Annotated in this window: 4 protein-coding genes; all 4 read right to left on the bottom strand. The window is 33.8% G+C overall.

Annotated elements, in window-relative coordinates; genetic code table 11:
• Window positions 1-136 precede the first annotated feature (136 nt).
• A complete protein-coding gene (locus tag HZI73_RS08795; RefSeq protein WP_212697875.1) occupies window positions 137-2677 on the bottom strand; it encodes an ABC transporter substrate binding protein in 2541 nt (846 codons plus the stop codon).
• Between the two features lie 575 nt (window positions 2678-3252).
• Window positions 3253-5616 carry a glycosyltransferase family 2 protein gene (locus HZI73_RS08790; RefSeq protein WP_212697874.1) on the bottom strand — a complete coding sequence of 788 codons (2364 nt, stop codon included), beginning with the start codon at window positions 5614-5616 and terminating at the stop codon, window positions 3253-3255.
• Window positions 5617-5648: 32 nt separating this feature from the next.
• Entirely contained in the window at window positions 5649-17678 is a 12030-nt protein-coding gene (locus HZI73_RS08785; protein WP_212697873.1) for a hypothetical protein, read from the bottom strand.
• Between the two features lie 326 nt (window positions 17679-18004).
• Window positions 18005-20425 (bottom strand): glycosyltransferase family 2 protein, encoded by a 2421-nt coding sequence (locus HZI73_RS26755; protein WP_330619711.1) that lies wholly within the window; start codon window positions 20423-20425, stop codon window positions 18005-18007.
• Window positions 20426-20444 lie beyond the last annotated feature (19 nt).

Here is a 20444-nt window from a genome sequence, read left to right as displayed (position 1 = left end):
CTGCCTATTACAGTAACACACCATATAATCTATTTTCATCTTATCATAGGTTATTTTTATATGTCAAGCACTATTTTGTATCAGCCAATGACAGCAATAGACCCATTTTGGCTTCATGGTGATTGTCTTTATCATGCTATATGGACATGGTCATGGCATCTTTTTTTGACCGGGGTTTGCTAAAATAGTAACCCTGTATCAGGTCACACCCAATAGCTGTAAGCACCTCTAATTGATCTTTTGTTTCAATGCCCTCTGCCACAACTGTTAAACCTTTTTTATGTGCAATCATGATCATGGCTTGAATAAAAAACTGATCGTACTCACTCTGAGCCACATGACTAATAAAAGAACGATCTATTTTCATCACATTAACAGGCAGTTCTTTGAGATATTGCAAGGAGGAATAACCGGAACCAAAATCATCTAGGGCAATATGGATACCATAGTCTCTTAGTTTTTGAATACTGTCTACACTGGACTCCAAAGATTCCAGTAATACCGTCTCTGTCATTTCTAAACAAAGATACTCGGATGGAATACCTACTTCTTGCAAGGTTTGTACGACTTGTTCATAAAAACCATGGTATTTTAATTGAACAGGTGATACATTAACAGATACGGAAAGAGGTACATCCCGCTCACGATTAATTTCCTTAGCAAACTGACAAGCTTCTTTTAACACCCACTGACCAATCTCAACAATAAGTCCCATTTCTTCAGCAAGGGTTATTAACTTGTATGGTGACACTGTCCCATGCTCCTCACTGAACCAACGAATGAGTGCTTCAAACCCTATAATTTCATGGCTATTGGCTTCTACATAAGGTTGATAGTATACTGTAAACTCTTCATTGAGAACAGCTTGTTTAATCGCACCTTGTAATATTAATTTCTCTTCTAACTCTTGGTTCATGCTTTCATCGTACAAGACATGAGTATTCTTCCCTGATCCTTTTGCTTGATAAAGGGCCATATCTGCTTTTTTTATCAATTCACCCCGTTGTAAGCCATGGGTGGGGTATAGGACAACACCCATACTGACGGTGATGTATAACTTGTGGTGATTTATTTTAATTTCAGAATCAAACACGTGATGGATGGCTTCAATTAAATCGTTGATGTCATCCATAGATGAATAGTCATGTATCATCACTAAAAACTCATCACCACCAAAACGTCCAATATGTATATGATCTTTCGTCAGTAGTTTTAATTTTTTACCGATTATTTTAATGACATAGTCCCCCATATCATGACCTAATGTATCATTAATATACTTAAAATCATCAATATCCAAGAACATAATCGCCATCTTACATGCTGCACTTGTCGCAATGATCCTATCAATGGTTTTGGTCATGGCGTATCGATTTTTTAGACCTGTAAGTCTATCTTCATAAACCAATTCGTTAATTTGTCTGCTTTTAATTTCTATTTCTTCAAAGGTAGCACTTAATTCTTCATTGGCTAATGTTAAATCATTATTCGCTACAACACATTGTGTCTGTTTTTCTTTTAATCGTTGTTCAGCTAATTTTCTTTTATAGATGTTTTTTATGAGAGCTATTATAATCATCAACTGAATCACAATAATAAGTATAACAATACCAATATACGCACCATACTTTTGGAATATGGATTCATCTGCATGTATAAGCATACTATTCTTCGGTAACCATTTGGTACTAATCTGATGTTTTTGCATGGTTTTATAATTGAATACATAAGGATTCAAAGTCTCATTGATGGGATTTATGAAAGCAATATCCATACCATTCAAAATATCTTTTGCTATCATTCCGGCTTGTTTTCCCTGTTCATAGTGGGATACAACACGTCCACCAATAAGCCCCTCTTTAATGCCATAATGATATGGGTGAAAGACAGGTTGATCACAGTGATTTAATATAAGATTAACACTTTCTTGAAAGGAAATCCGTCTATTGGTTTTATCATGATAAACGGATAATAATAGTACAATATCTTCTTCATTTAACAAACCCAGTTGCTTCTTAAACTGTTCATAGGTTAAATCTCCTAAAGATAATGTCTCAAAATTAAGGTCAGGAAATTCTGGTGCTAGCCTACCATACGTTTTTCTGTCACTTGCACCTGTAGACGTATTATCAATAAGTGCTACAACATTGACAGCTTTAGGCCTTAACTTCCTAGCAATAGCGATGGTGTCCTCCATTGACACCGTTTCTACAACACCTGTTATATTTGGGTCCTGACTGGCTCGTTCAGCATTGTCCAAATCATTAATTCCCATGAATACAATAGGCGTCTCTGGAAATAGTTTTTCTTTATATGTAAGTATGAATTTTAAAGCATTATCATCGGCTACTATAATCACATCATAAGGCAGTAATTTTTTTATCTTATAAGATAGATTTTCATAAAAGTTAGCTATACTTTCTTCGGTAAAAAAACGTTCAGAATTCATAAATTCAATATCTAACATGATATGCATATTGTCTAATTCGGACCGGATGCCATCTACCTGTCTAAAAAATGTTTGGAAACTCGGTGAATAAGAACTAATAAACAACACCCTATTCATTTTATAACCACTAGCCATCACAACATTTGATGATGTGAGTATATACCATAATACAATTATAAGCATCACAAAATAATACAATTTCCACCTGTGCATAAACAATCTTCTCATGATATTCTCCTGTTATTGTCTAATTTAGTGTGTCTCTAGCTTCATTTATGACATACCTAACTATATCCCAAAGATTTTTATATACACATCAATACATTTCATACACGTTCTGGCAAGACTAGCCCTTTACATACAGGTATATTTTTCTCTCTTTATTCATACCTACTATCTTGCAAAAATTCAATTAAACTTTTTAGTGATTGCTCACTTCCCTCTACAATCTTATTTAAATGTATGTCAAAATTGCCTAATCAGCAATTTAAACATTTTTTAGATGGTTCATATGACCTCAAAATAATGACATAGAGATACAGTGCAATCAGATGCTAAATATAACATTAAATGCCTCTATTATAGATTATACCAATTAAACCCATGTGCTGTAAATGTAATTATTACATTTATAATGTTTTTTTCTTAATTACCTATTAAAAGGGATGCTATTATCATGATGTCAAAATGACCTAATTTTCTTCCTTTTTTCATATATCACGTATTAATACTGTTAAAGAGCTTCATGTTTCCTATTTCTTACTTTCTTCTTAACTAGAGCTTAGACTCTGAAAGATGGATGCCTATGTGTTTCTATTTTTCAATATGTGATTGGACGCCGTTGAGAATTGTGTTATAAAATCTTTATTGTTTTTCATTCTGGTATAAACATCCTTAACCAGGGTTGTTACATCCTTGTGCATGTCTTTGTTGATTAACCATTTAAACAATACGAGTAAATTTTCTACTTGGTACAGCTTGTGGTGGAACAAAAGATCTAACATACGGGGTATATTTTCTTCTTTTTGATAGTATTCCATGATTTCTATTAACGTTTTCTGTTTGGTGTATTCAATTTTGGCCAGTTCCATTGACAGTTCAATGACTTCATCCCATCTATTTTGACTCTTATAAAGTACCATTAAAGATTGAATAGCTTTGAAGCTGCCGCTGCCAATTGAGATGGTATACTTTTTCCAAGAAGCTTCTCCATCCTCTATACATTTTTTCAAAAGAATTTCTGTGTTTTTTACATCATGAAGACCATAGTGACATAACGCCTCTAAGTAAATTAAGTCCGTATAATCAGGATAGTGGACCCTGAATTGTCTTAACTTATGAATGGCTTTCTCATATTGCTTTTGCTGGTATAGAGCGATGGTATAAAATAACGATGTATCTGAAGATACCTTATTGATTAATGGGAAATACTGTTCACTATAGTCAATAACAGCCTCAAAATTCATGCTGAAAAATTCTTCTTTTAATTTAGCCTCCAACTGTAAGACTTCTTGATCTATCTTATGCTCAATAACATCCCATTTCATTTGTCTTTTTTCATGTAACTGATCCATGTTTCGTAAATAATGAACATGTAATATTTCAATCCTAGCATAATCAATCAAACCACCTGACTCATAAATAGACTCTACTATACTTTCATTGATACATCCTCGGAATCTATAGGTCTTGTTTTTAAACAGCCGGCAGCGATAAAGGGATAAACTATTGTTATATGTCATCTGCTGATCAAGGAAGGTAATAATGTTTAGATAATAGGCATCAGCCTGTGGATGCTCTAATAATGCCATTAATTTTTTTTGACTTTGTTGGGTCAGTATTTCATCTGAGTCTATAAAGAGGACCCAATCACCTGTTGCATGTTTTAGAGCATTATTTTTAGCTTCAGCATAATCATTGGACCAATCATAAGTGTGAACAATGGCACCATATTGATTAGCTAATACATCGGACTTATCCTGGGATTTTGTATCAAGAACAATGATTTCATCTGCTATTTCATTGGCACTCAATATGCTCTTCATGAGCAGGTGATAGTCATCTTTTACGATTATGCATATACTTAATGTGACAGAACTTCTCTTAATTGTTCTATCCTTCACCTGTTTAATGAATTGAGGTAATTCCTTTGGCTTTACAAAGGTTTGCGTTGGATAATAAGCCCCCATCCCATCATTAGCTATGTATTTATCTAAGCTTATACTAGCTTGTGAATATCGTCCACACTGAATATGGCAATTAGCTTCTAAAAAATAGAGGTCATTAAACCCTTTAAATACATGTTGATAGTATTTAATCTGTTGTAAAGCATCTTTATACTGCATCAATTCAAGTAAGGTGATGATTAATTTTTTAACAAGCATTGGGCAATAGCCTGAGTCAATAGGTGTCTTCTTAATGGATTTTTGAAATAAGTGAAGTGCCGTTTTTTTATCCTGTTTTCTGAAATATTCTGAGGCTATATTATAGTAATAAAATCCATTTTTTTCATGATCTTCATAGGTATTTAATATGGCCATATTACGATTTATTTTTGCTTGTATATCCGTTATTTCGGATGAATATCCATGGTGATATAGTGTAATCTCCGAATATTTCATACAATCTTTACCACTTAATCTTATAATGGAATCTGAAATATCTTCGTGAATTCTGCCTTTATAATGATAGCCTTTGTTGTTACGAAACAAGCGTAAATTATAGGCTGTTTGCGTCCGTCCATTTTCTAGGTGATTTATGATTTTTACATAATATGCTTCTACCGTTTCATCGCATACTAACTTCTGTAATAATGTAACACTATCACTATCAAGGTATTCATCACAGTCCATGACCAAAATCCAATCACTGGATGAATGCTCAATGCTGCTATTTCTAGCTGTACTAAAATTTTGCTCCCATTTTACATCATATACACTTGCATTATAATGCTTAGCAATGTTTTTAGTATTATCAGTTGAACCTGTATCCACTAGAATAATGTCATCTACATAATTTTTAATGCTGTCTAGGCATTGATTTATATTTTTTTCTTCATTATATGCAATGATACAACAGCTTAACGTTATATTCTTCAATGCTTCTAACCCTTTTTTATTAATTATATGTTTTATTTCTTTGGATATGTTTAAGAGGCTATTTCCCATAGGAAAATAACCTCTTGAATAATGCTGCTATATTATCCTAATATAGGAACGAACTCTCTGAATCTAAATAGATTATCAGGCAAGAATGTACTATTACTTAATGCTACACCTGGTGCTTGGCTTCTTGATTGTGTCCATGGGATGACTCCGGGAACAAGGTCAAGAACCTGTATCTCGTATTGTAGTGGTCCCCCTGGCGCATTCAATGGATAAATTCTAAAATCCGTACAACTTGGCGATAAAGTAATTAATTCTGGTGTAGAGAATACTGCTACCTTTGGACAAACGTCAAGATCAAACATAACAAACCTAATGGTTACTGTGTTTGCTGTATTATTTAAAGCAATAACAACAACACTGCTTGCAAAGTTCTCAGCCACAATAGGTCCTGTCGTTATATCCGATGAAATTAAGAAATCTTCAATTTCTTTTACTTCAGATTTAATCTCTTCTAAACCAAAGCTTGGATTTTCTAGGATGGACTCAATGTTACTTACTTCGCTCTTAATTTCTTCTAATCCAAAGCTGGGGTTTTCTAGTAGAGACTCAATGTTACTTACTTCACTCTTGATTTCTTCCAAACCGAAACTTGGGTTCTCTAATAGTGAAATTATGGCTCCAACACTTATGCTTTCTAGTAAGGATTCAATGTTACTTACTTCACTTTTAATCTCTTCTAAGCCAAAGCTTGGGTTTTCTAGTAGCGATTCAATGTTGAAGACTTCGCTCTTAATCTCTTCCAAACCGAAGCTTGTGTTCTCTAAAATGGATTCAATGTTGAAGACTTCACTCTTAATTTCTTCTAGGCCAAAGCTTGGATTTTCTAATAGTGATTCAATGTTGCTTACCTCACTCTTAATCTCTTCTAATCCAAAGCTTGGGTTCTCAAGTAGGGATTCTATATTACTTACTTCACTCTTAATTTCTTCCAAGCCAAAACTTGGGTTCTCTAGAATGGATTCAATATTGCTTACTTCACTCTTAATTTCTTCTAATCCGAAGCTTGGGTTCTCTAAAATGGATTCTATATTACTTACTTCACTTTTTATTTCTTCTAATCCAAAGCTTGGATTCTCTAATAGTGATTCAATGTTACTAACTTCACTCTTAATTTCTTCTAGACCGAAACTTGGATTCTCTAAGAGGGATTCAATGTTGCTTACCTCACTCTTGATCTCTTCCAAGCCGAAGCTGGTGTTCTCTAGTAGAGATTCTATATTTCTTACTTCACTTTTGATCTCTTCTAATCCAAAGCTAGGATTTTCTAGTAGCGATTCTATATTACTTACTTCGCTTTTTATTTCTTCTAGACCAAAGCTTGGGTTCTCTAATAGTGATTCAATGTTGCTTACCTCACTCTTAATCTCTTCCAAGCCAAAGCTGGTGTTCTCTAGTAGAGATTCTATGTTACTTACTTCACTCTTAATCTCTTCTAATCCGAAGCTTGGGTTCTCTAAAATGGATTCTATATTACTTACTTCACTTTTTATTTCTTCTAATCCAAAGCTTGGATTCTCTAATAGTGATTCAATGTTCGCTACTTCACTCTTAATTTCTTCTAGACCGAAGCTTGGATTCTCTAGTAAGGACTCAATATTGCTTACTTCACTCTTGATTTCTTCTAATCCAAAACTTGGGTTTTCTAAAATGGATTCAATGTTGCTTACCTCACTCTTAATCTCTTCCAAGCCAAAGCTGGTGTTCTCTAGTAGAGATTCTATATTACTTACTTCACTCTTGATTTCTTCTAAACCGAAGCTTGGGTTTTCTATGAGTGACTCTATATTACTTACTTCACTTTTGATCTCTTCTAATCCAAAGCTAGGATTTTCTAATAGGGATTCAATGTTCGCTACTTCACTCTTAATTTCTTCTAAGCCGAAGCTGGTGTTCTCTAGAATGGATTCTATATTACTTACTTCACTTTTAATTTCTTCTAGACCAAAGCTTGGGTTCTCTAAAATGGATTCAATGTTACTTATTTCACTCTTGATTTCTTCTAAACCGAAACTTGGATTCTCTAATAGTGATTCAATGTTGCTTACCTCACTCTTGATCTCTTCCAAGCCAAAACTGGTGTTCTCTAGTAAAGATTCTATATTGCTTACTTCACTCTTGATTTCTTCTAAACCGAAGCTTGGGTTTTCTATGAGTGATTCTATATTACTTACTTCACTTTTAATTTCTTCTAAGCCAAAACTTGGATTCTCTAGTAAGGACTCAATATTGCTTACTTCACTCTTGATTTCTTCTAATCCGAAACTTGGGTTCTCTATGAGTGATTCTATATTACTTACTTCACTCTTAATTTCTTCTAATCCAAAGCTTGGATTTTCTAGGAGCGATTCTATATTTATTATTTCACTCTTAATTTCTTCTAAGCCGAAGCTTGGGTTCTCTAAAATGGATTCTATATTACTTACTTCACTTTTAATCTCTTCTAATCCAAAGCTTTGATTCTCTAGTAGTGATTCAATATTTATTATTTCACTCTTAATTTCTTCTAAGCCGAAGCTTGGGTTCTCTATGAGTGATTCTATATTACTTACTTCACTCTTGATTTCTTCTAAGCCAAAGCTTGGGCTTTCAAGAATAGATTCTATGTTGCTTACTTCGCTTTTAATTTCTTCTAAACCAAAACTTGGATTCTCTAGTAGGGATTCTATATTACTTACTTCACTCTTGATTTCTTCTAAACCAAAGCTTGGGTTTTCTAGTAGTGATTCAATGTTACTTACTTCACTCTTAATCTCTTCTAAGCCAAAACTTGGGTTCTCTAATAGTGATTCAATGTTGCTTACTTCACTTTTTATTTCTTCTAGACCAAAACTTGGATTCTCTAATATTGAAGTTATTGCTCCAACACTTATACTCTCTAGTAAGGATTCAATATTAATTATTTCGCTCTTGATTTCCTCTAGGCCAAAGCTTGGATTCTCTAATATCGACTCAATGTTACTTACTTCACTCTTGATTTCTTCTAAACCAAAATTTGGATTTTCTAGTAGCGATTCTATATTACTTACTTCACTTTTAATTTCTTCTAATCCAAAACTTGGGTTCTCTAGGAGCGATTCAATGTTGCTTACTTCACTTTTGATCTCTTCTAATCCAAAGCTTGGATTTTCTAAAATGGATTCAATGTTACTTACTTCACTTTTAATTTCTTCTAATCCAAAACTTGGGTTCTCTAGTATAGATTCAATGTTGCTTACTTCGCTTTTAATTTCTTCTAAGCCAAAACTTGGATTCTCAAGTAACGATTCAATATTGATTACTTCACTTTTTATTTCCTCTAGCCCAAAGCTTGGGTTCTCTAGTATAGATGTTATATCCCCTATACTTATACTCTCAAGTAAGGATTCAATATTAATTATTTCGCTCTTTATCTCTTCTAAACCGAAACTTGGGTTCTCTAATAGGGATTCAATGTTGGCTACTTCACTTTTGATTTCTTCTAGACCAAAGCTTGGGTTCTCTAGTATGGATGTTATATCTCCTATGCTTATACTTTCTAGTAAGGATTCTATATTCGCTACTTCGCTTTTGATTTCTTCCAAACCAAAGCTTGGATTTTCTAATAAGGATTCTATGTTGCTTACTTCACTTTTAATCTCTTCCAAACCAAAACTAGGATTCTCTAATATTGAAGTTATGGCTCCAATACTTATGCTTTCTAGTAAGGATTCAATGTTGATTATTTCACTCTTTATCTCTTCTAAACCAAAGCTTGGGTTCTCTAGTAACGATTCAATGTTACTTACTTCACTCTTAATTTCTTCCAAACCAAAACTTGGATTCTCTAGCAGTGATTCAATGTTGCTTACTTCACTCTTGATCTCTTCCAAACCAAAGCTTGGATTTTCTAGTAGCGATTCTATATTACTTACTTCACTCTTAATTTCTTCTAAGCCGAAGCTTGGGTTCTCTATGAGTGATTCTATATTACTTACTTCACTCTTAATTTCTTCTAATCCAAAACTTGGATTCTGTAGAATGGATTCTATATTGCTTACTTCACTCTTGATTTCTTCTAATCCAAAGCTTGGATTCTGTAGAATGGATTCTATATTACTTACTTCACTCTTGATTTCTTCTAAACCAAAGCTGGTGTTCTCTAGAATGGATTCAATGTTACTTACTTCACTCTTAATTTCTTCTAAACCAAAGCTTGGGTTTTCTAGGAGCGATTCTATATTACTTACTTCACTTTTAATTTCTTCTAAGCCAAAACTTGGATTCTCTAGTAAAGACTCAATATTGCTTACTTCACTCTTGATTTCTTCTAATCCGAAACTTGGGTTTTCTAGGAGCGATTCTATATTACTTACTTCACTCTTAATTTCTTCTAAACCAAAGCTTGGGTTCTCTAAGAGCGATTCAATATTAGCTACTTCACTTTTAATCTCTTCTAAGCCAAAACTTGGATTCTCTAATATCGACTCAATGTTACTTACTTCACTCTTAATTTCTTCTAGACCAAAACTTGGGTTTTCTAGTATTGAAGTTATTGCTCCAATACTTATGCTTTCTAGTAAGGATTCAATGTTGATTATTTCACTCTTTATCTCTTCTAAACCAAAGCTTGGGTTCTCTAGTAACGATTCAATGTTGCTTACTTCTCTTTTAATTTCTTCTAATCCAAAGCTTGGGTTCTCTAATAATGATTCTATATTACTTACTTCACTCTTAATTTCTTCTAAGCCAAAGCTTGGATTCTCTAATAAGGATTCAATGTTGTTTACTTCGCTTTTAATTTCTTCTAAGCCAAAGCTTGGGTTCTCTAGTATAGATTCTATATTGCTTACTTCACTCTTAATTTCTTCTAATCCGAAACTTGAATTCTCTAGGAGCGATTCAATGTTGCTTACTTCACTCTTGATCTCTTCTAAACCAAAGCTTGGGTTCTCTAGGAGCGATTCAATGTTTGCTACTTCACTTTTTATCTCTTCTAAGCCAAAACTTGGATTCTCTAGTAAGGATTCAATGTTACTTACTTCACTCTTAATTTCTTCTAAGCCAAAGCTTGAGTTTTCTAGAATAGATTCTATATTACTTACTTCACTCTTAATCTCTTCTAATCCAAAGCTTTGATTCTCTAGTAGTGATTCAATATTTATTATTTCACTCTTAATTTCTTCTAAGCCGAAGCTTGGGTTCTCTAATAGTGATTCAATGTTACTTACTTCACTTTTAATCTCTTCCAAGCCAAAGCTGGTGTTCTCTAGAATGGATTCTATATTGCTTACTTCACTTTTTATTTCTTCTAGGCCAAAGCTTGAATTCTCTAGTAGTGATTCAATGTTGATTATTTCACTCTTTATCTCTTCTAAACCAAAGCTTGGGTTCTCTAGTAACGATTCAATGTTGCTTACTTCACTTTTTATCTCTTCTAAGCCAAAACTTGGATTCTCTAGTAAGGATTCAATGTTACTTACTTCACTCTTAATTTCTTCTAAGCCAAAGCTTGAGTTTTCTAGAATAGATTCTATATTACTTACTTCACTCTTAATCTCTTCTAATCCAAAGCTTGGATTCTCTAGGAGCGATTCAATGTTGCTTACTTCGCTCTTGATTTCTTCTAAACCAAAGCTAGGATTCTCTAATATTGAAGTTATGGCTCCAATACTTATGCTTTCTAGTAAGGATTCAATGTTGATTATTTCACTCTTGATTTCTTCCAAACCAAAACTTGGATTCTCAAGTAGCGATTCAATGTTGATTACTTCACTTTTTATTTCCTCTAGACCAAAACTTGGGTTCTCTAATATGGATGTTATATCTCCTATGCTTATACTTTCTAGTAAGGATTCTATATTCGCTACTTCGCTTTTGATTTCTTCCAAACCAAAGCTTGGATTTTCTAATAAGGATTCTATGTTGCTTACTTCACTCTTGATCTCTTCCAAACCAAAACTTGGGTTCTCTAATATTGATGTTATTGCTCCAATACTTATGCTTTCTAGTAAGGATTCAATATTAATTATTTCGCTCTTTATTTCTTCTAAACCGAAACTTGGGTTCTCTAATAGGGATTCAATGTTACTTACTTCACTCTTAATTTCTTCCAAACCAAAACTTGGATTCTCTAGCATGGATTCAATATTCGCTACTTCACTCTTTATCTCCTCTAAGCCAAAACTTGGGTTCTCTAGTATAGATGTTATATCCCCTATACTTATGCTCACTAGTAAAGATTCGATGTTCGCTACTTCGCTTTTTATTTCTTCTAGACCGAAACTAGGGTTTTCTAGTAAGGATTCAATGTTACTTACTTCACTCTTAATTTCTTCCAAACCAAAACTTGGATTCTCTAGTAGCGATTCTATATTGATTACTTCACTTTTTATTTCCTCTAGACCAAAACTTGGGTTCTCTAATATTGATGTTATATCCCCTATGCTTATACTCTCTAGTAAGGATTCAATATTCGCTACTTCGCTTTTTATTTCTTCCAAACCAAAGCTTGGATTCTCTAATAAGGACTCAATGTTGCTTACTTCACTTTTAATCTCTTCCAAACCAAAACTTGGATTCTCTAGTAACGATTCAATATTGATTACTTCACTCTTGATTTCTTCTAGACCAAAGCTTGGGTTCTCTAATATTGATGTTATATCCCCTATGCTTATACTTTCTAGTAAGGATTCAATGTTCGCTACTTCACTTTTTATTTCTTCCAAACCAAAGCTTGGGTTTTCTAACAACGATTCTATATTGATTACTTCACTCTTGATTTCCTCTAGACCAAAACTTGGGTTCTCTAATATTGATGTTATATCCCCTATGCTTATACTTACTAATAAGGACTCAATGTTCGCTACTTCGCTTTTGATCTCTTCTAAGCCAAAGCTTTGATTCTCTAGCAGTGATTCAATATTCGCTACTTCACTCTTAATCTCTTCTAAGCCAAAACTTGGGTTCTCTAGTATAGATGTTATATCTCCTATGCTTATACTTTCTAGTAAGGATTCAATATTCGCTACTTCACTTTTTATTTCTTCCAAACCAAAGCTTGGGTTTTCTAATAATGATTCTATATTGATTACTTCACTCTTGATTTCCTCTAGACCAAAACTTGGGTTCTCTAATATTGATGTTATATCCCCTATGCTTATACTTACTAGTAAGGATTCAATGTTGGCTACTTCGCTTTTGATTTCTTCCAATCCAAAGCTTGGATTCTCAAGTAACGATTCAATATTGATTATTTCACTTTTAATCTCTTCTAGACCAAAGCTTGGGTTCTCTAGTATGGATGTTATATCTCCTATGCTTATACTTTCTAATAAGGATTCAATATTCGCTACTTCGCTTTTTATTTCTTCCAAACCAAAGCTTGGATTTTCTAATAAGGATTCTATGTTGCTTACTTCACTCTTGATTTCCTCTAGACCAAAACTTGGGTTCTCTAATATTGATGTTATATCGCCTATGCTTATACTTTCTAGTAAGGATTCAATGTTCGCTACTTCACTTTTTATTTCTTCCAAACCAAAGCTTGGGTTTTCTAACAACGATTCTATATTGATTACTTCACTCTTGATTTCCTCTAGACCAAAACTTGGGTTCTCTAATATTGATGTTATATCCCCTATGCTTATACTTACTAATAAGGACTCAATGTTCGCTACTTCGCTTTTGATCTCTTCTAAGCCAAAGCTTTGATTCTCTAGCAGTGATTCAATATTCGCTACTTCACTCTTAATCTCTTCTAAGCCAAAACTTGGGTTCTCTAGTATAGATGTTATATCCCCTATACTTATACTCACTAGTAAAGATTCGATGTTCGCTACTTCGCTTTTTATTTCTTCTAGGCCGAAGCTAGGGTTCTCTAGTAAGGATTCAATGTTACTTACTTCACTCTTAATTTCTTCCAAACCAAAACTTGGATTCTCTAGTAGCGATTCTATATTGATTACTTCACTTTTTATTTCCTCTAGACCAAAACTTGGGTTCTCTAATATTGATGTTATATCCCCTATGCTTATACTCTCTAGTAAGGATTCAATATTTGCTACTTCGCTTTTGATTTCTTCCAATCCAAAGCTTGGATTTTCTAACAACGATTCTATATTCGCTACTTCACTCTTTATCTCTTCCAAACCAAAACTTGGGTTTTCTAGTATGGACGTTATATCTCCTATGCTTATACTCACTAGTAAAGATTCAATGTTCGCTACTTCACTCTTAATTTCTTCCAAACCAAAGCTTGGATTCTCTAGTAGCGATTCAATGTTGCTTACTTCACTCTTGATCTCTTCCAACCCAAAACTTGGGTTTTCTAGTATTGAAGTTATAGCTCCAATACTTATACTTTCTAGTAAAGATTCAATATTAATTATTTCGCTCTTTATCTCTTCTAAACCGAAACTTGGGTTCTCTAATATTGATTCAATATTGGCTACTTCACTCTTAATCTCCTCTAAGCCAAAACTTGGATTCTCTAGTATAGATGTTATATCCCCTATACTTATGCTCACTAGTAAGGATTCGATGTTCGCTACTTCGCTTTTTATTTCTTCTAGGCCGAAACTAGGGTTCTCTAGTAAGGATTCAATGTTACTTACTTCACTCTTAATTTCTTCCAAACCAAAACTTGGATTCTCAAGTAACGATTCAATGTTGGCTACTTCACTTTTTATCTCTTCTAAGCCAAAACTTGGATTCTCAAGTATGGATGTTATATCCCCTATGCTTATGCTTACTAATAGGGATTCTATATTAGCTACTTCACTTTTTATTTCTTCCAAACCAAAGCTTGGGTTTTCTAACAACGATTCTATATTGATTACTTCACTCTTGATTTCCTCTAGACCAAAACTTGGGTTCTCTAATATTGATGTTATATCCCCTATGCTTATACTTTCTAGTAAGGATTCAATGTTGGCTACTTCGCTTTTGATTTCTTCCAATCCAAAGCTTGGATTCTCAAGTAACGATTCAATATTTGCTACTTCGCTCTTAATCTCTTCTAAGCCAAAACTTGGGTTCTCTAGTATAGATGTTATATCCCCTATACTTATGCTCACTAATAAGGATTCAATGTTCGCTACTTCACTTTTTATTTCTTCTAAGCCGAAACTTGGATTCTCTAGCATTGATTCAATATTAGCTACTTCACTTTTAATCTCTTCTAAGCCGAAACTCGGGTTATCTAGTATCGAGATTATATCCCCTACGCTTATGCTTACTAGCAGTGATTCGATGTTGGCTACTTCGCTTTTGATCTCTTCTAAGCCAAAGCTTGGATTCTCTAGCAATGATTCTATATTCGCTACTTCACTCTTTATCTCTTCCAAGCCAAAACTGGGGTTATCCAATATGGAGATTATATCCCCTATGCTTATGCTTACTAGTAAGGATTCAATGTTCGCTACTTCACTTTTGATTTCCTCTAGACCAAAGCTTGGATTCTCTAGCATTGATTCGATATTCGCTACTTCACTCTTTATCTCTTCTAGTCCAAAACTTGGGTTATCCAATATGGAAATTATATCACCTATGCTTATGCTTACTAGTAAGGATTCGATGTTGGCTACTTCGCTTTTTATTTCTTCTAAGCCAAAGCTTGGATTTTCTAACAGCGATTCAATATTCGCTACTTCACTCTTTATCTCTTCTAATCCGAAACTTGGGTTATCCAGTATGGAAATAATATCCCCTATGCTTATGCTTACTAGCAGTGATTCGATGTTGGCTACTTCACTTTTTATTTCTTCTAATCCAAAGCTTGGATTTTCTAACAACGATTCAATATTCGCTACTTCACTCTTTATCTCTTCTAGTCCGAAACTTGGGTTATCCAGTATGGAAATTATATCCCCTATGCTTATGCTTACTAGTAAGGATTCAATGTTGGCTACTTCGCTTTTAATCTCTTCCAAACCAAAACTTGGATTCTCTAGCATGGATTCAATATTTGCTACTTCACTCTTTATCTCTTCTAGTCCGAAACTTGGGTTATCCAGTATGGAAATTATATCCCCTACGCTTATACTCACTAGTAAAGATTCAATGTTCGCTACTTCGCTTTTGATCTCTTCTAAGCCAAAGCTTGGATTCTCTAGCAGTGATTCAATATTACTTACTTCACTCTTGATTTCCTCTAGACCAAAACTTGGATTTTCTAAGAACGATTCAATATTCGCTACTTCACTCTTTATCTCTTCTAGTCCAAAACTTGGGTTATCCAATATGGAAATTATATCTCCTATGCTTATGCTTACTAGTAGTGATTCGATGTTCGCTACTTCGCTTTTAATCTCTTCCAAACCAAAACTTGGATTCTCTAGCATGGATTCAATATTTGCTACTTCACTCTTGATCTCTTCTAGTCCGAAACTTGGGTTATCCAGTATGGAAATTATATCTCCTATACTTATGCTTGCTAGCAAAGATTCAATGTTCGCTACTTCACTTTTAATTTCTTCTAATCCGAAACTTGGATTTTCTAGGAAGGATTCGATGTTGGCTACTTCACTTTTTATTTCTTCTAATCCAAAGCTTGGATTTTCTAACAGCGATTCAATGTTGCTTACTTCACTCTTAATCTCTTCTAGTCCGAAACTGGGATTATCCAATATGGAAATTATATCACCTATGCTTATACTTATTAGTAAGGATTCAATGTTGGCTACTTCACTTTTAATCTCTTCTAAGCCAAAGCTTGGATTCTCTAGCAGTGATTCAATATTTGCTACTTCACTCTTGATCTCTTCTAATCCGAAACTGGGGTTATCCAGTATGGAAATTATATCTCCTATACTTATGCTTACTAGTAAGGACTCAATGTTAGCTACTTCGCTTTTTATTTCTTCCAAACCAAAACTTGGATTCTCTAGCAGTGATTCGATATTTGATACTTCACTCTTAATCTCTTCTAGTCCGAAACTTGGGTTATCCAATATGGAAATTATATCCCCTATGCTTATGCTTACTAATAAGGACTCAATGTTCGCTACTTCGCTTTTGATTTCTTCCAATCCAAAGCTTGGATTTTCTAACAACGATTCAATATTTGCTACTTCACTCTTGATCTCTTCTAATCCGAAACTTGGGTTATCCAGTATGGAGATTATATCCCCTATACTTATGCTTACTAGTAAGGATTCGATGTTCGCTACTTCGCTTTTGATTTCTTCCAATCCAAAGCTTGGATTTTCTAACAACGATTCAATATTTGCTACTTCACTCTTGATCTCTTCTAATCCGAAACTTGGGTTATCCAGTATGGAAATTATATCCCCTATGCTTATACTTACTAGTAGTGATTCGATGTTCGCTACTTCGCTTTTGATTTCTTCTAGGCCAAAGCTTGGATTTTCTAACAGTGATTCTATATTACTTACTTCACTCTTGATTTCCTCTAGACCAAAACTTGGATTCTCTAAGAAAGATTCAATATTCGCTACTTCACTCTTGATCTCTTCTAATCCAAAACTTGGGTTGTCCAGTATGGAGATTATATCTCCTATGCTTATACTCACTAGTAAGGATTCAATGTTTGCTACTTCGCTTTTTATTTCTTCCAAACCAAAGCTTGGATTCTCTAAGAGCGATTCGATGTTACTTACTTCACTTTTGATTTCTTCCAAGCCAAAACTTGGGTTCTCTAGTAAGGATATAATTAATCCAAAACTTGAGTTCTCTAAAATGGATTCAATATTTCTTACTTCATTCTTAATTTCTTCCAAACCAAAGCTTGGGTTTTCTACTAAGGATTCTATATTTGCTACTTCTTTTTTAATTTCTTTCAATCCGTATTTGGGGTTTTTGACAATCTTTTCAATGGTTCTTACTTCTTTTTTAATTTCTTTTAATCCAAACTTAGGGTTATTAATCATCTCTTCAATACATGATACAAGGCATAGAATCTTAAGGGACATTCTTTCAATAGCTGATACTTCTACCTTAATCTCTTTCAAGCCAAAGCGTGGATTTGTAAGTATTTTTTTTATTTGCCTTAATTGTCTTTTTATATGTTTAATATTACCTTGTGATTCCTTCGTCCAACATTCAATATTTCTCACTTCTGATTTAATTTCTTTCAGACCAAACATTGGATTTGTTACCCAGCACATGACACAATCAAGTTCTTTTTTTAATGCTTTTAGTAGACGATGTAAATGTTCAATGTCTTTACCGTTGGGACCTTTACTTTTTTTACTATCTGAACTATACCAAATAGTGTCTTTATATTTCTTCTTGATAACCTCACTTCCTTTATAGTTTTTTAAATACAGCTTGTTTAAATTTTCCCCGTATACCTAGTCTGTATATCTGTTTTTCAAATTTACGGCTTGTATTAAATTTAATAACTCCATTACTTCATTATATTTTATTTAATTTTTAGCTGTTACTATATACACAACTCTTTTCAATTTTTTTACATTTCTTTCCATTTTGTTAGTTTAGGCTCATCATCTAATATGGATTCATATTGTTCCTTCCATCCATACTTGGCATCTGGGTCCAAAGCCATATAACGATTGTATTTAAACAATCGGTCCTCATATTTTGCCCATCCATAATGCTTTAACCTTAGTTGAGATTTTGCTGAAGGTAACACATGTATGTTATAAGGCAAACGACCACAATGTTGTGGTTGCTCTAACCATTTATACGGAAAATCTTTTTGATAGCGTATTAAAAATGGTCGATAAGACTTATGTGCACGCCAATATTGATCATCTCTATAATGATCTTCATTCCAAAAATCGTAGAGTCTAAAATAATAAACATCGATTGCTTTTTGATTAATAAGTTGTTTGATTTGGTGTACAATGGCTTCTTCAAATATTTCATCAGCATCTAAGCTCAGTATCCAATCTGGATTAACTTTTATGGTTTCATCCCATTGTTGCTTTCTAAGATTAATTTCATTGTTAAATTTTGATTCTGAGTTTTTAATGATGTGAACAGGTATTCCTTCTAATATTTCATGGCATAGAGCTACGCTGTTATCTTCGCTTCCATCATCAATAATTACCGCTTCATCAATGTATTTCTTGGCATGCATTAGGACTTGTTTTAAATACCTGCTGGCTTCGTTTTTAATAATCATGGACAAAACTACCTTATTCTTATTTTCCTTGTAATATCTTGTGAATGTACATTTCTTTTTGCTGTTTAGTTGTTCTAAAAACACTCTAGCACCTTCGATATCCGATTCCCTATAGATATGATAGGCAGGATTACGGGTATCTACAAAAAGCTTAAGACCAAGAGCTTTCGCACGTACACAAAAATGCCTGTCTTCACCCCAATAAGATAAATTTTCTATTTCTTGAAAACTAACCCCACTTAATAAAGCCTTTCTACTGATTAAAGTACAAGCACCTAAACCACCAACTTCATAAATACCAGGGGTGGCCAATTTTTGTATAAAAGCTCTATATCGCTTTAAAGATTCTTCATTGGATAGGGTTTCTTCTCTTTTTTTATCAATTAAACCATATACACCTGATAACCATACATTAGGCAGTTTAGGCTGATCTGGCTGCCATTTTGTCCAAAAGATGTTGGATATTACATCCTTTTTAGCGCTCATGAGGTCATCTATTGTATGTGGATATATCAGTAAATCCGAGTCTATTAGAAATAAATAATCATATTGTTTGTTGATTGCTTGTTGTATCATATCATTTTTATAGCCTGCAACTTTCCATATTAAGTCCTCTTTCCAATAATGGGACCTCTGGTCACATAAATAAGCTTCTTCTTTGCTACCATCTATAATGTCCACCCTACTACCTTCTGGTTTAAAGGCATGTAGCAGCTTACTTGACTCTTGGTCACTATTGTCATCATAAAAGAGATAATCAAAGTGAACATTTGCCTTGTTAAGTGTTGTTAATGATTCTAAAAACAATTGCAGGATTTGAGGTTTTTGATATACAGGGCTTGCAATAAGCACCTTCATATTAAGGTTTTTGTTGTCTTCCATGTTAGCCTGTTTTATATGTTGGTTAATTTTTGATAATGCTATGTGGCTGAATTGATAATTATGATGTATTTTCTCTAGCTGCAATAAGCCATAGATACCATATTGTCCGGTTAATCCTTCAAGGTTTTTATTGGTTTCCGCATGTATATGGTCCATTCTCATACGTTGAACCAGAGATACATGATACACTCTGGTAGATAATAAGGCCTTTGGTTTCCAATCGTTTCTTGTTCCCATATAATAACGGTATCCAAGAAGAATGGAATCATCTTCATAACCTTGTTTTCCAGTTAAAAACTGTAGATCATAGCCGCCAATTTCTTTTAAGACTGTTGCCTTATGTATAACAGGATGCACGAACCCCTCACTTATGGTATCTTGTGTAAGACTTGCTAATAAGGCTAATAAATCTTCTTGATCAGATGGTATTTCCACACTCTTGATGCCTTTTTTTTCTGGATGCAGTTCACCGTAACCTGTTAGTATGCCTGGTGACAACATGGGTTCATCGCTATTATCCAAGTATTCAATAATCGTCTTGGACCAATCGGGTGTTAATATCATATCCACGTGAATCTCAGAAATGTATTTTACCTCAGGCATATGTTCCCATATATATTCAAAACATCTCTGTCTGCCCATGGGTATGCCTTTATTTTCTCCTTCTCCTAGGATAATGGATTTAATGGCATATTGTTTTAAAAATATGTTTAGTTGTTCGTTATTTAATCGTCCTTGATTATACACAACCAATACTTGGTCCAATGTACTTTTGCAAAGACTTTCAAGGCAAGCATGTGCCATTCTAAGGTCTCCCTTATTCATGATCATCAATGGCATGGTATGAGCAATAATAGGCATATAATCCTCCTTTAAAGGC

Source organism: Vallitalea pronyensis, from assembly GCF_018141445.1.
Classification (GTDB): domain Bacteria; phylum Bacillota; class Clostridia; order Lachnospirales; family Vallitaleaceae; genus Vallitalea; species Vallitalea pronyensis.
This window is presented reverse-complemented; position numbering and strand designations above follow the sequence as displayed.